This is a genomic window from Bradyrhizobium iriomotense (assembly GCF_018130765.1).
Lineage (GTDB): Bacteria > Pseudomonadota > Alphaproteobacteria > Rhizobiales > Xanthobacteraceae > Bradyrhizobium > Bradyrhizobium iriomotense_A.
Map to the genome: position 1 here is coordinate 84,460 of NZ_JAFCJZ010000022.1, position 13,154 is coordinate 97,613.

Consider the following 13,154-nt stretch of genomic DNA (forward strand, 5'->3'; position numbering starts at 1 on the left):
CCACGGCGTGGGCAGCTTCTACCACCGCTCCGCGGAGCCGAGAACCCCCGTATCATTGACGGCTTTGGAGGATTTCGCCTAATAATCGCCGCCAATAAGGCGCGACGGCTGCAAGCCGAAGGTTCAGTCGAGGTTTTTTGCATGAACAAGGTCTATCCCGACGCCAAGTCGGCGCTCGACGGCATTCTGAAGGACAACATGATGATCATGTCGGGGGGCTTCGGCCTCTGCGGCATTGCCGAGGAGCTGTCGGACGCAATCCGCGATTCCGGCGTCAAGGGGCTGACGGTCGTCTCCAACAATGCCGGCGTCGACGGCATCGGGCTCAGCCGCCTCCTGGAAACCCGGCAGATCAAGAAGATGATCTCGTCCTATGTGGGCGAGAACAAGCTGTTCGCCCAGCAATTCCTCGCTGGCGAGCTGGAACTCGAATTCAACCCGCAGGGCACGCTGGCCGAGCGCATCCGCGCCGGCGGCGCCGGCATCCCGGCCTTCTACACCAAGACCGGCGTCGGCACGCTGATTGCCGAAGGCAAGGAAGTGAAGGAGTTCGACGGCGAGAAGTACCTGATGGAGCGCGGCCTGTTCGCCGACCTCGCCATCGTCCACGCCTGGAAGGGCGACACCGCCGGCAACCTCATCTATCGCAAGACCGCGCGCAACTTTAACCCGATGATGGCGACCGCCGCCAAGATCACGGTGGCCGAGGTCGAGCATCTGGTTCCGGCCGGTGAACTCAATCCCGACCACATCCATACGCCCGGCATCTTCGTGAAGCGCATCGTCGAGGTCGGCACGGCCAAGAAGCGCATCGAATTCCGCAACACCCGCCCGCGCCCGAGCGCATGATCCGGAAAAGTGGACACCGGTTTTCCGATCAGATCATGCGCCGCTAGAGAATCGACTGGAGCTCAACAATGGCCTGGACCCGTGAACAGATGGCTGCGCGCGCCGCAAAGGAATTGCGTGACGGCTACTACGTCAATCTCGGCATCGGCATTCCGACGCTGGTCTCGAACTTCATCCCCGACGGCATGGACGTCTCCTTGCAGAGCGAGAACGGCATGCTCGGCATGGGCCCGTTCCCCTATGAGGACGAGGTGGACGCGGACCTGATCAACGCCGGCAAGCAGACCGTCAGCGAGCTGCCCTCGACCTCGTATTTCTCGAGCGCGGATTCCTTCGGCATGATCCGCGGCGGCCACATGGATCTGTCGATCCTCGGCGCGATGCAGGTGGCCCAGAACGGCGACCTCGCCAACTGGATGATCCCCGGCAAGATGGTCAAGGGCATGGGCGGCGCGATGGATCTCGTCGCCGGCGTCAAGCGCGTCGTGGTGGTGATGGAGCATTCGGCCAAGGACGGCGCCAAGCTCCTGAAGAAGTGCAACCTGCCGCTGACCGGCGAGCGCGTGGTCGACATGGTCGTCACCGATCTTGCCGTCTTCACCATCGACAAGCACGGCGACGGCGGCATGGCCCTGATCGAACTCGCCGACGGTGTCACGCTCGACGAGGTCAAGTCCAAGACCGAAGCCGAATTCCGCGTCGCGCTGAAGAATACGTAAGGCTTCGGGAATGGGGCGCGCATGACGATACGGTCTGCGCGTCCCGAAGACGTGGGCTTCATCGCCAAGACTATCCTGCGATCGATGCGCGGTTACCGGCCGCGCGGCTGGTTTGACGTTGCGCTCGCCTGGCCCGAAGCCCAGTGCCTGGACTTCATCGCGCGCGTCGCAACAGCGCGCGCGGTGTCGATGTGGCACATCTCGCAGTTCTGGATCGCAGAGGTCGAGGGTGAGCCGGGCGCGGCGCTCTGCGCCGTGCCTGCGGCCGGCACCGGTCCCGCGGCCTGGCGCGCGCTCGAGGAAGTCGCAGCCGAAACCGGGCTCGCTGCGTCAGAGCTCGACGCCATCCGCCGACGCGGCACCTACACGCGCGGCTGCTGGGTTCAGGGCGGCGAGGGCGACTGGATGATCGAGCATGTCGCGACCGATCCAGCCTATGGCGGCCGTGGTCTCGTGCAGGCACTGCTCGCGCACGCGCTGGATCAGGGGCGGGCGGCCGGATTCAAACGGGCGACGATATCGTTCCTGATCGGCAACGAGCCCGCCGAGCGCGCCTATGCCAAGGCCGGTTTTGCCTTTGCGGAAGAGAAGCGCGATCCTGCCTTCGAGGCGATCATCGGCGCGCCGGGTTTTCGCATGTTTGCGCGCGCGATGTGATATGCTGTAGCCCGCATGAGCGAAGCGACATGCGGGTCTACTTTCCAGGGTGTCGCTTCGCTCACCCGGGCTACATGGCCCTTGGTCTTGGCTACGACCTCACCCACACCTTGCCCCAGCGCGCCGACACGTTCGCCATCCACGTCCGCTCCTCCCGCACCAGGCGGAAGCCGAGATTGGCGGGCGGCACGCCCTGCGCGCAGCCGCCGGCGCGGGCGTCGCGGATGAAGTCGGTGACATAGGCGCGGTGCGCGCCTTCCGCGATGCGCACGCCGCAATTCACGGTCGGCCGGCCGGCCTTGCCGGCCTCGTCGGTCCGCGAGCGCACAAAGCAGGTCGAAGTCCACTCCCAGACATTGCCGGCGAGATCCTCGATGCCGTGCTCGTTCACGCCGAACTTGCCGAACGGATAGGCCGTCGTGTCGGAGAGGTCGCGCTCGGACTCACGCTCATAGCGGCTGATCCAGCGTTTTGAGGGATCGTCTGCGTCCACTGCCACGCCGTCATCCCTAAACCGGGCGCCTGCGGCGAATGCCCATTCCTCGTCGCTCGGCAGGCGGTAGTGCTTGCCGGTCTTGCGTGAGAGCCAGCCGGCATAGGCCTCGGCGTCGTGCCAGTTCACCTGCACGACAGGGCGGTCGGGCGCGACCATGACGTCGCGGTCGAGAGCGCGGCATGCGCCGTCCTGCACGCAGAGCTGATAGTCGGAGGAGGAGACCTGCTCGCGCATGATGTGAAGCGGCCTGTCGAAGCGCAATGCGCGCAGCGGTGCTTCGGCCTGCTTCCCGGCACGGGTGAAATCGCCGGCCTCGCGATAGGAGAAGCTGCCGGCAGCGATTTCGATGATCGCGGGCTCGCCTTGCGCGCCCTGCGTCCTCATCTCGGAAACCAGAGGCGCAACGGCCAGCGGTCCCGCAAGTCCGGCCGCGCAGGCGAGCGCCAGTTTCAGCTTGAATGCGATCAGCATGGTCGTTCCCCGAAAGAAGAAGGGGCCGGTTGTTCGCCGGCCCCTTGTCGTGTCTAGTTGGTGGCGGCCGGTATTTCCGCAGGCGCCTTCACCTGCATCATCAGATCGTCGTTCCACTTGCCTTCGACCTTGAAGTGCGCGGTGGCGCCGAGATCGGCGGCCTCGATCAGGTTGTGCGTGACATAGGCGTAGATGCCGGGCTGTTGGAATTTGTACAACGCAGCTCCCGCCGAGCCGCCCCGGATGAACCAGGTCTCGAGCCCGACCTCGGGCGCATTGCCGAACTTGCCGGTCTCCCAGACATAGTCGCCATGGCCGCCGATCAGGTGCGGACGGCTGTCGCGATTGGCCTGCGAGTGCACGATCAGCACGTTCTCGCCGACATTGGCGGTCAGCGCGTTCTTGCCGGTGAGTGCGCCGACCTTGCCGTTGAACACGACGTGGGAGGGCGTCAGCTTCTTCATCACCTCTTCGGTCTCGGTGAACGCCTCGCCCGGCGAGTCGTAGGACTTGAAGTTGCCCTTCTCGTCGCGCGGCACGTACATGTCCTGCTCGCCGATATAGTAGACCTTATCATACTTCAGCGCGTGGCCCTTACCGTCGTTTAGTCCCTCGCGCGGCAGCACCATCACGGCGCCGTTCATGCCGGAGACGACGTGCCAGGGGATCATCGGGCCGCCCGGCGCGCAGTGATAGACGAACACGCCGGTCTTGGTCGCCTTCCAGCGCAGCACGACCTGCTCGCCGGGATTGATCAGGGTGAGCGCGCCGCCGCCGAGCGCACCGGTCGCGGAATGGAAGTCGATGTTGTGCGGCATGGTGTTGGTCGCAGGATTGACCAGCGTCGTCTCGACGTAGTCGCCCTCATGCACGACCATCAGCGGGCCCGGCATCGAGCCGTTGAAGGTCATCGCCTGGAAGGTGGTGCCCTTCTCGTCGATGACGACCTTCTTCTCCTCGATCGTGAGCTTGAACTCGATGATCTTGGGGCCCTGCTTGGTTGCCTGCTCGTGCGCGTGCACGAACGGCGGAGCAACCAGCTCGACCTTTTGACGCGGCAGTTTGAGATCGTCGGCAGCCAGGGCAGGTGTCGCCAGCATCAGGGCGGTCGCGGCGGCGCTGATCAATGCGGCTCTGCGGGTGAACATTGGAAGCATCCTTCATCTGAAATGGTCTTGATGACGGATGCAGTGTGCGCCTGTTGCGGCAAGAGTGTTTGCGCTGCGACAAGCTTCTGCCGGATTCGCCTCCGGCAAATCCCTTAAGAGGTGCGCCGAAGCCGCATCGATGATGCGAGGGATATGATGTCGCGCTGAGTCAGCCGCGCAAGCGGCAAATCGTTCGCATGTTCAGCTGCATTCGTTCGCGAACGGATGGATGCACCCGATCAGAGCAGGTGTATCGCCACCCAGACCGTGCCCCAGACCGCGAGCGACAGCGCGGCGAAGACGGCAGCCATGAGCGCCAGGACCCGTGCGAGGTGGCCGGCACCGGTTGCGGGCGCAACAGGGACTGGACGGAAATCGTCGAAGCGCGGGATATGGCCGCGAATGTCGGCGAGCCAGAGAACGAGATCGAGCGCAAACGACGCCATGGCCTATCTCCAGGGAGCGATGATTAAACGTCATCATCGGCCAAATCCGGCGCCCGAACTTTGAGCGAGCGCAAGGTCGCTCGTCCGGAAACGGGTAATCTAATGCCATCCAGGATTTGCCGCGCCACACCGCGGCATTGATTTACGAATGGGTAAGATATGAGATTCGATCTCGCAGCGAGCTATGGCGAAGAGAGACTGCCGCGCTACACGAGCTATCCGACCGCGCCGCACTTCTCGCCGGCCATTGGCGCCGATACCTATGCCCGGTGGCTGTCCGAGCTTCCCTCGGGAGCCAGCGCGTCGCTCTATCTGCACGTGCCGTTCTGCCGCGAGATGTGCTGGTATTGCGGTTGCCATACCCAGATCGTGCGCCGCGACGAGCTGATCGCGGCGTACCAGCGGACGCTGCGCAGCGAGATCGCGCAGGTCGCCGAAACCATCGGCCGCCGCATCAAGGTCGAGCATATCCATTTCGGCGGCGGGACGCCGACGATCATGGCGCCGGAGGCCTTTGCCGAGTTGATGGCGGCGATGCGCCAGGCGTTCTTCGTGCTGCCGTCGGCGGAGATCGCGGTCGAGATCGACCCGAGAACGCTGACCGCCGACATGGTCGAGGCCATGCGGCTCTCCGGCGTCAACCGCGCCAGCCTGGGGGTGCAGAGTTTCGATCCCGTCGTGCAGCGCGCGATCAATCGCGTGCAGAGTTTTGAGCAGACGGCGTCCGTCGTCGAGATGCTCCGGCGTGCGGGCATCGCAGGAGTCAATTTCGACCTGATCTACGGGCTGCCGCATCAGACCGTCGCCTCGTGCCTGGACACGGTGCGGCGCAGCCTCGCGCTCGCGCCCGACCGCTTCTCGGTGTTCGGCTATGCGCACGTGCCGGCTTTCAAGAAGCATCAGCGCATGATCAACGAGGCGGTGCTGCCCGACGGCCTTGCGCGTCACGACCAGGCCTGCGCGATCGCCAATGCGCTGAAGGAGGCCGGTTACGTCCAGATCGGGCTCGATCATTTCGCCCGACCCGACGACGCCATGGCCGTGGCCTTCGAGGACCGGACCCTGCGGCGCAATTTCCAGGGCTATACCACCGACAAGGGTGAGGTTCTGCTCGGCTTCGGCGCCAGCGCCATCGGGCACTTGCCGCAAGGCTATGTGCAGAACGAGGTGCAGATCGGCGCCTATGCGCAAAGCATCACCAGCGGCCGCCTCGCCACCGCCAAGGGCTACGGGCTCACCGACGACGACCGGCTGCGCGCCGACATCATCGAGCGCATCATGTGCGAGTTCAGCGCCGATCTCGGCGACATCTGCGCGCGCCATGGAGTCGAGGCCGGCGCGATGCTGAAATCGGCGTCGCGTCTGGAGCCGCTGATCTCGGACGGCGTCGTCAGGCTGGACGGCGACCGCCTCGCAGTCGCGAACGACTCGCGCTTCCTGGTCCGCAGCGTCGCCGCCGCGTTCGACGCGCATCTGGATCCGGGAAAGCAGCTGCACAGCAGGGCGGTGTAGACACTCGCTCTTTTTGTCATTCCGGGGCGCGCCACCCGAACTCGGGTTTACCCGGGCTCGGCAAATTTGAAGATCCAAGTCGGCAATAGCCGACTTGGATGGCGCGAGCCCGGAATCCATTTCTGTACGTCATCCGTCGCACGATGGATTCCGGGCTCGCGCTGCGCGCGCCCGGAATGACGCGCTGAGGAACTGGCAACAGCTTGCGCTCCAACAAAGAAACCGACGTCCGCTCCGCTATCGTCGTTTCGGAACGGAGTTGTCCATGCCTTTTGGATCCGACGATCTGGTCGATGACATCATGCGCACGGCGCCGCACACGATCCGCGTGTTTCTTGCTTTCAGGCTGGCCTGCGTCGGCTGCCCGATCGCAACCTTCCACACGGTGGAAGACGCCTGCCGCGAGCACGGCATCGACCGCGACAAATTCCTCGCCGCACTCTGCGACTGCGTGCCGGCGTGAGACGATCCGGAGTTCGCGCGGGCGCGTGCGGATTCCCGGGTGAGGGTTGAGCTTCTGCCGTAAGCGGAAGCGCCCTCACCCCTATCTTGAGACAGCGGAGCGGCGCTCACGCCGCGCCGCTGTCGGGAGTCCGTTCCGCCAGCACGACGATCTTGTGCGGTTCGCGCAGGATGATGCGCTGACGGCCGCTCTCGACGAGACCCTGGCTCTCCCAGCCGCTGAGAATGCGGCTCACGGTGTGCAGCGTGGTGCCGGTCATCTGCGCAATGTCCTGGCGGCTGATCGGGAAGTCGATCTCGATACCCTGGTCGAGCTTCTTGCCGGACTGTTTGGCGAGGCGCAGCAGCGCATGAGCAATGCGCTGCTCGACCTGCTGGGTCGACATTTCCAGGATGCGGGTGTGGCTCTCCTGCAGCCGCGTGCCGACGGTCTGCAGCGTATTGGCGGCGAGCGAGGGAAACCGCTCGACCAGCCGCGGCCAGGCCGAGGTCGGCCAGATCAGCACCACGCTGTCGTCGACCGCCATCGCGGTTGCGGGATAGCGCGCGGCGCCGATCGCCATCGCGAGCCCGAACGTCTCGCCGGGGGCGACATAGCGCACCACGATCTGCTCGCCGGTCGGGGTGGTCTTGGCCGCGCGGACATGGCCGTGCAGCAGCAGGAAGAACGACTGCGCGTCTGCGCCCTGCTCGAAGATGGCGGTGTTCTTCGGGTAGCGCGCCGAACGGGCCTCGCGCAGGATCTCGTCCAGGGCTTCCGGCGTGACCCCGGCAAACAGCGGCAAATGCGCAACCAGCGATGTGTCGACCTTGGCCATTCTGCCTCCTTGGCGCTCCGGAGTGTGATGGCACCTGCAATCGTCCTGCAATTTGCGATAGCGCAAAACCGGCCGCCCGGGACGGCAGTATTTTTCCAAGCAACAGTCTGAATTGACAGGAGTTGCCCCATGGCTGGCGCCCGATCCCGCAATTTTGCGGGCTGGCCGCTGTTTGCGAACAGTTTTCGGCCCTTTTTCCTGCTCGCCGCGATCCAGGCCGGGCTGTCGATTCTGGCCTGGCTGCCGATATTCTACGGTGAATTGTCGGTGACCTCAGCCTTCGCGCCCCGCGACTGGCACGTCCACGAGATGCTCTACGGCTTCCTGCCGGCTGTCATCACCGGGTTCCTGTTCACGGCGATCCCGAACTGGACCGGGCGGCTGCCGATCCAGGGGACCTCGCTCGGCGCGCTGCTGGTGGTCTGGCTGGCCGGACGCCTTGCAGTGACCTTGTCGGCCGATATCGGATGGGCCTTCGCGCTTGGCATCGACGCGGCCTTCCTGGCGCTGGTCGTCGCCGCTGCGACGCGCGAGATCATCGCGGGCGGCAACTGGCGCAACCTGCCGGTGGTGGTGCTGGTGCTCATGCTGCTGGCCGGCAATGTCGGCTTCCATCTCGAAGCGCATTACCAAGGCGCGGCCGATGTCAGCATCCGCGTCGGCGTCAGTGTCGTGATGCTGCTGATCGCGCTGATTGGCGGCCGCATCATTCCGAGCTTCACCCGCAACTGGCTGGTCAAGTTCAATCCCGGACGCCTGCCGGTGCCGTTCGGACGTTTTGACGGCGTGGTGATCGGATTGAGCGCGCTGGCGCTGATCGCGTGGATCGTGGCACCGCTGAACATGATCACCGGCGCTGTGATGGCCGTGGTCGGCGTGCTGCATCTGGTTCGGCTTGCACGCTGGGCCGGCGACCGCACCACGCGCGAGCGGCTGCTGCTGATCCTGCATGTCGGTTACGTCTTCGTGCCATTCGGCTTCATCCTGAATGCCCTGGCCGCCTTCGGCGAACTGCCGCCGAGCGCCGGCATTCATGCCTGGATGGCCGGCGCGGCCGGAACCATGACGCTCGCGGTGATGACGCGTGCGAGCCTCGGTCACACCGGGCAGGCGCTGACGGCGTCCCCGGCGACGCAAGCCATCTATGTCGCGATCGTGGTCGCGGCGCTGGCGCGGGTCTGCGCAGTGGTCGTGCCCGCGCATAGCGACGTGCTGCTGCACGTCGCGGCCTTCGGCTGGGTTGCGGCATTCCTCGGCTTTGCCGTCGCATTCGGCCCGCTGCTCGCCGGCAGCCGCTGGCGCGCGCTCGCCATCATGGGCGTGCCGGCCCCGGCACGCTAAATTATGGTGCCGGCGTAACAAGTGCCGTCATCGATCCGAAACTATCAGTCGAGGTACGCCTGCTGTCAGCCTGGCGTGGAAACGCGATTGAGGAATGGATCGAAAATGATCGGCGAAGTCGTTGTGATTGGCGGCCTGAATTTGCGAGATGGCGTCTCGCTTGAGGAATACGATCGACTGGGCGGGCGCATGTACAACATTGTCAGCAGTCTTCCGGGCTTTCTGTCGATCAAGTCGTTCAAGGCCGACGATGGCGAGGAGCTGACCGTGTTTCGCTTTGCGTCCGAGGCGGCACTCGAAGCCTGGCGCACTCATCCGGAACATATCGAGGCGATGAAACGGGGGCATGCCGAATTCTATGCCAGCGGCCTCCTGCAGATTTGCAAGGTCATCCGCGAGGTCGGCCCCTTCGAGCACGCATGATTTGAGTGCTAGGCCGCAGTCGCCGAGGGGACGGTGTCCGGCTTTGCCAGCGGCCGCATGCCCTTGCGCCATGCGGTGATGGTGCAGCCGAAGCGACCACGGAACCACCGCGCCATCGCGCTTTGCGCGGAGAAGCCGAGCTGCGCGGCGATATCGGCCAGCGGCCGGTCGGGATCGTCGATCAGCTGGATCACGAGATCGGCGCGCTGCGCGTCGAGGATGGCCGAGAAGCTGGTGCCTGATGCAGCGAGGTGGCGATGGATGGTGCGGCGAGTGCAGGCGAGATGCTCGGCCACGCGCTCGACCGTGCAATCGCCGCTGGCGAGCAGGGTCCGCACGACTTCGTCGACCTTCTCCTCCCAGCTTGCCGGCCGCGTTTCGATCGCCTCGATCCGCTTGCGCAGGTAATTGGCGATGAGGGGATGCGCGCTCGGGATGCGGCGCTCCATGTCGTGCGCCGACAGCAGGATCGAATCGTCATCCGCATTGAAGGTCACCCGGCAGCCGAAGAAGTCGCGGTAGCGCTTGCGATCGTGCGGTGGCGGATAGTGCAGGCGTACTTCCTGCGGCCGCCAATCGCTGCCGAACAGCGACTGGATGATGCGGTGAACGCTGCCGAGCGCCATATCGATCGATTGCCGCGGCGCGGTCGGCTGCCGGCCGCGCAGGTGCAGCGTGACTTTCACCGTCTGCTTGTCGCTGGTGACGTCGAGCTTCATGCCGTCGTGATGGACATGGATGAAGCGCGAGAACGCTTTGATGGCTTCACCGACGGTCGCTTGTTCGCGCACGATCAGGCCAACCGCGCCGAAATTGGTGAGCCCGCCGCGCTCGGCGAGGCGCAGGCCAAAATCTTCGGCACCCGACGCCTCTGCCGACAATTCGAGCAGACGGCGCAGGCTGGTCACTGCAATCGGCGTATCGGGCTTATCCAGCACGGCCAGCGGCAGCCTGACCTTGCGCATCATCTGCCTGGGGTCGAGCCCAACTGACCGGGCGACCTCCGGGTAATAGCTCAAGCCTGCGCTGCGAATGAGGTCGGTCATGCGAACCGTTCCTGTCAGCCATTCCCGCAGATGTCCCGAAATGTAAAGTTTCTGTCCCGATCCGTCAAATCCGGGAACAGGATGGAACATACATAAGGGAAACCGAAGCACGGGCGTGAATGCCGTGCGTATGACGGCGGGGCGCGACGGGGCCCCCGGCCGTCTCGGACCATTTGACCAAGACATTGCTGGATCGGGATATGCCGGGAAACATGCTTTCCAAGGGCGAGGTATTCGTCATCGACACTGACGCCGCCTCCCGCGAACAACTTTCCATCGCGCTCCAACAGAGCGCCTATAACGTGATCTGCTTCGCCGACGGGGCGTCCCTGCTCTCGGAGGCCAAGGCGCGGATGCCGGCCTGTGTGCTGCTGGAGATGCCGCCGGATCGCTCGGCCCTCGACGTGCTCAAGCGGCTGCGCGAGGAGAATTGCATGGCGCCGGTCCTGGTGACGTCGGCGAACGGCAGCATCGCCATGGCGGTCGACGCGATCAAGAGCGGCGCGACCGACTTCATCGAGAAGCCGTTCCGCACCCACGACATTGTTGGCCGGATCGATGCCGCCATCGACGAGGTCGCGCAGCCCGGCGCGAACCGGCAGCGTTGGCTGCCCGGCTGCGAGCCCCTGACCGGGCGCGAAGGCGACGTGCTCGAGCATCTTGCCGCCGGTCTCACCAACAAGGAGATCGCCCGCCGCATGCATCTGAGCGCAAGGACGGTCGAAGGCTACCGCGCCAGCATCCTGAAGAAGGCCGGCGCCAAGAACGTGACCGATCTGCTCCGCCGCATCTTCGGCCAGGGCTCGCCCGCTCAGGTTTGACGGCCTCCGCCGCGGGGCGATGATACGTTCCGTGGCCATGGTGCCGCCGCAGCGGCGCCCCACGGAAACCCCAATCGAACCAGTTCCTTCGCTGCCGCGTCCAACCATGTTGGCGAGGCATTTTGATCGCGCGTCCGGCTGGCGGCGCGGCGATACGGCAGGAGGGACTTTATGCGCATCACCGCAAGATGTTTGGCAACGACGAGCCTGGTTCTTGTGACCATGGCGGCGTCGTCGCCGTCATGGGCCGCCGATCTGGACGCCAATTCGGCGATCGACACCGTCACCGTTTACCCCGATGGCGCCACCGTCACCCGCGTCATCACGGTCGATTTGCCGTCCGGTGACTCGACGCTGGTGGCCAAGGACTTTCCGCTCGGTCTCGATACGTCCTCCATCCGCGTCGAGGGGGAGGGGGGCACAAAACTCACCATCGGCACGATTGACGCGCGGCCGCCGCGTGCTGCGCCGGTCAATCTGCCCGAGCTGGACAAGCGCATCGAGGCGCTGAACGACCAGCGCGCCGACCTGCAGGGCGCGATCGACTCGGCCAATGCACGGCGCAAGTTTGCGGAGCATTTTGCGGAAGCGTCCCCCGTGGGCATCGGCGAGAAGGGCGAGGCGCGGCCGATTGCCGAATGGCGCACGGCCTTTGCTGCTGTCGGCGAGGAAATTTCGAGCGCCGATACCGCAATCCGTGACGCCACGCGCAAGATGCGCGAGATCGACCGGCAGATCGCCCAGCTCGATGTCGAACGCAAGGCCAAGCCGCCGAGCAAGCTCGAGGTCCGCATGGACATCGCGGCGACCGCCGCGACCAAGGCGACGCTGCGGGTGACTTATAATGTGCGCAATGCGCGCTGGCTGCCGCTCTATGACGCCCGGCTCGACACCGGCGCCAAGGACCGCAAGCCGCAGCTCGAGCTGGTCCGCCGCGCCGAGATCACGCAATCGACTGGCGAGGACTGGTCGAACGTGACGCTGGGCGTCTCCACCGTCCGCATCAGCCGAGGCGGCAGCGCGCCGGAGCTGAACTCGTTGGTCGCGCAATATCCGCAACCGCCGAGGCCCATGGCGCTCGGCACGGCCTCGGATCTGGCGCGGCCTGCGCCAATTGTTCGGCAGCGCTCGTACGAGCCCATGTCCAAGGCCGCCGAGGCGGGTGAGCTGCGCGAGCGCGCCGACGAGCAGCAGGCCGTTGCCGAGATCGGCGACTTCCAGGCGACGTTCAAAATCCCCGGCCGCGTCAGCCTCGGCGCCGCCGAGGGCGCCAAGAGCTTGCGCATCGCCTCGATGAGCGTGCCCGCCGATCTCGCGGTGCGCGCGGCACCGGTGATGGATCCCACCGCCTTCCTCGAAGCCAGCTTCAAGCAGACCGACGACACCACGCTGTTGCCGGGCAAGGTCGCGATCTATCGCGACGGCGTCTTCGTCGGCCGCGGCAAGATTTCTGCCTCGGCCAAGGACGACATCGTGCGGCTCGGCTTCGGTGCCGACGACAAGATCAAGATCGAGCGCGCCGTGCTCAAGCGCAACGAAGGCTCGGCGGGCCTCTTGGTCACGACGTCGAAGACCGACGAGCGTTCGTTCAAGACCACGATCCGCAACGGCCACGACTTCCCGATCAAGGTTGCGATCGAGGACCAGCTGCCGGTCAGCGAGAACGAGGACATCGTCGTCGAGATGCTGCCGTCGAGCACGCAGCCGACCGCCAGCAACATCCGCGACAAGCGCGGCGTGCTGGAATGGTCGTTCGACGCCAAGCCGGGTGAAGCCCGGGACATCAACTTCGCCTGGCGCATCCGCTGGCCGAAGGACAAGAGCATGGTGATTGTGCCGGCGGGGTAGGGCCGGTCGCGCCACAAGGGAAGTGCGCTCCCTCTCCCGCTTGCGGGAGAGGGCTGGGGTGAGGGCTCTTTCCTCTAGGGGATTGTCCCGTTGCGGC

General features: G+C 65.2%; 14 protein-coding genes. 9 read left to right on the forward strand and 5 right to left on the reverse strand.

Annotation, left to right across the window (positions count from 1 at the left end):
• The first annotated feature begins 141 nt into the window (after positions 1-141).
• From JQ635_RS30490 to JQ635_RS30500, 3 genes are all read left to right on the forward strand, one after another.
• Positions 142-849 carry a CoA transferase subunit A gene (locus tag JQ635_RS30490; RefSeq protein WP_080139270.1) on the forward strand — a complete coding sequence of 236 codons (708 nt, stop codon included), beginning with the start codon at positions 142-144 and terminating at the stop codon, positions 847-849.
• A 68-nt stretch (positions 850-917) separates the two neighbouring features.
• Positions 918-1,568 carry a 3-oxoacid CoA-transferase subunit B gene (locus tag JQ635_RS30495; RefSeq protein WP_211413491.1) on the forward strand — a complete coding sequence of 217 codons (651 nt, stop codon included), beginning with the start codon at positions 918-920 and terminating at the stop codon, positions 1,566-1,568.
• A 21-nt stretch (positions 1,569-1,589) separates the two neighbouring features.
• On the forward strand, positions 1,590-2,225 hold the full coding sequence (locus JQ635_RS30500) for a GNAT family N-acetyltransferase (protein ID WP_211413492.1): 636 nt from the start codon (positions 1,590-1,592) through the stop codon (positions 2,223-2,225).
• A gap of 91 nt (positions 2,226-2,316) precedes the next feature.
• Here JQ635_RS30500 and JQ635_RS30505 read toward each other — a convergent pair whose 3' ends face one another.
• The 3 genes from JQ635_RS30505 to JQ635_RS30515 all read right to left on the reverse strand — a co-directional run bounded on the left by JQ635_RS30505 (position 2,317) and on the right by JQ635_RS30515 (position 4,786).
• The gene (locus JQ635_RS30505) at positions 2,317-3,192 is read right to left on the reverse strand and encodes an SUMF1/EgtB/PvdO family nonheme iron enzyme (protein ID WP_211413493.1); all 876 of its coding nucleotides are present in this window, start codon (positions 3,190-3,192) and stop codon (positions 2,317-2,319) included.
• 53 nt (positions 3,193-3,245) lie between these two features.
• Complete coding sequence (gene nirK, locus JQ635_RS30510; protein WP_211413494.1) at positions 3,246-4,340, reverse strand: copper-containing nitrite reductase; 1,095 nt, start codon at positions 4,338-4,340, stop codon at positions 3,246-3,248.
• A 239-nt stretch (positions 4,341-4,579) separates the two neighbouring features.
• A complete protein-coding gene (locus JQ635_RS30515) occupies positions 4,580-4,786 on the reverse strand; it encodes a hypothetical protein (protein ID WP_211413495.1) in 207 nt (68 codons plus the stop codon).
• Positions 4,787-4,945: 159 nt separating this feature from the next.
• Here JQ635_RS30515 and hemN point away from each other — a divergent pair, with 159 nt between their 5' ends.
• Positions 4,946-6,298, forward strand: a complete 1,353-nt coding sequence (gene hemN / locus JQ635_RS30520) for an oxygen-independent coproporphyrinogen III oxidase (RefSeq protein ID WP_211413496.1) — start codon at positions 4,946-4,948, stop codon at positions 6,296-6,298.
• Between the two features lie 265 nt (positions 6,299-6,563).
• Complete coding sequence (locus tag JQ635_RS30525; protein ID WP_011089822.1) at positions 6,564-6,761, forward strand: DUF1858 domain-containing protein; 198 nt, start codon at positions 6,564-6,566, stop codon at positions 6,759-6,761.
• Between the two features lie 106 nt (positions 6,762-6,867).
• On the opposite strand, the gene JQ635_RS30530 is transcribed toward JQ635_RS30525, so the two are convergent.
• Positions 6,868-7,578: a Crp/Fnr family transcriptional regulator gene (locus tag JQ635_RS30530; RefSeq protein ID WP_211413497.1), complete on the reverse strand. Its 711-nt coding sequence runs from the start codon at positions 7,576-7,578 to the stop codon at positions 6,868-6,870.
• 129 nt (positions 7,579-7,707) lie between these two features.
• Here JQ635_RS30530 and JQ635_RS30535 point away from each other — a divergent pair, with 129 nt between their 5' ends.
• Both JQ635_RS30535 and JQ635_RS30540 read left to right on the forward strand, forming a co-directional pair.
• On the forward strand, positions 7,708-8,919 hold the full coding sequence (locus JQ635_RS30535; protein ID WP_211413498.1) for an NnrS family protein: 1,212 nt from the start codon (positions 7,708-7,710) through the stop codon (positions 8,917-8,919).
• 105 nt (positions 8,920-9,024) lie between these two features.
• Complete coding sequence (locus JQ635_RS30540; RefSeq protein ID WP_211413499.1) at positions 9,025-9,342, forward strand: antibiotic biosynthesis monooxygenase family protein; 318 nt, start codon at positions 9,025-9,027, stop codon at positions 9,340-9,342.
• A gap of 8 nt (positions 9,343-9,350) precedes the next feature.
• On the opposite strand, the gene JQ635_RS30545 is transcribed toward JQ635_RS30540, so the two are convergent.
• Positions 9,351-10,388, reverse strand: a complete 1,038-nt coding sequence (locus JQ635_RS30545) for an AraC family transcriptional regulator (RefSeq protein ID WP_211413500.1) — start codon at positions 10,386-10,388, stop codon at positions 9,351-9,353.
• 200 nt (positions 10,389-10,588) lie between these two features.
• Here JQ635_RS30545 and JQ635_RS30550 point away from each other — a divergent pair, with 200 nt between their 5' ends.
• Positions 10,589-11,209: a response regulator transcription factor gene (locus tag JQ635_RS30550; RefSeq protein ID WP_211413501.1), complete on the forward strand. Its 621-nt coding sequence runs from the start codon at positions 10,589-10,591 to the stop codon at positions 11,207-11,209.
• 171 nt (positions 11,210-11,380) lie between these two features.
• Positions 11,381-13,057, forward strand: a complete 1,677-nt coding sequence (locus JQ635_RS30555) for a mucoidy inhibitor MuiA family protein (protein ID WP_211413502.1) — start codon at positions 11,381-11,383, stop codon at positions 13,055-13,057.
• Positions 13,058-13,154: the final 97 nt, after the last annotated feature.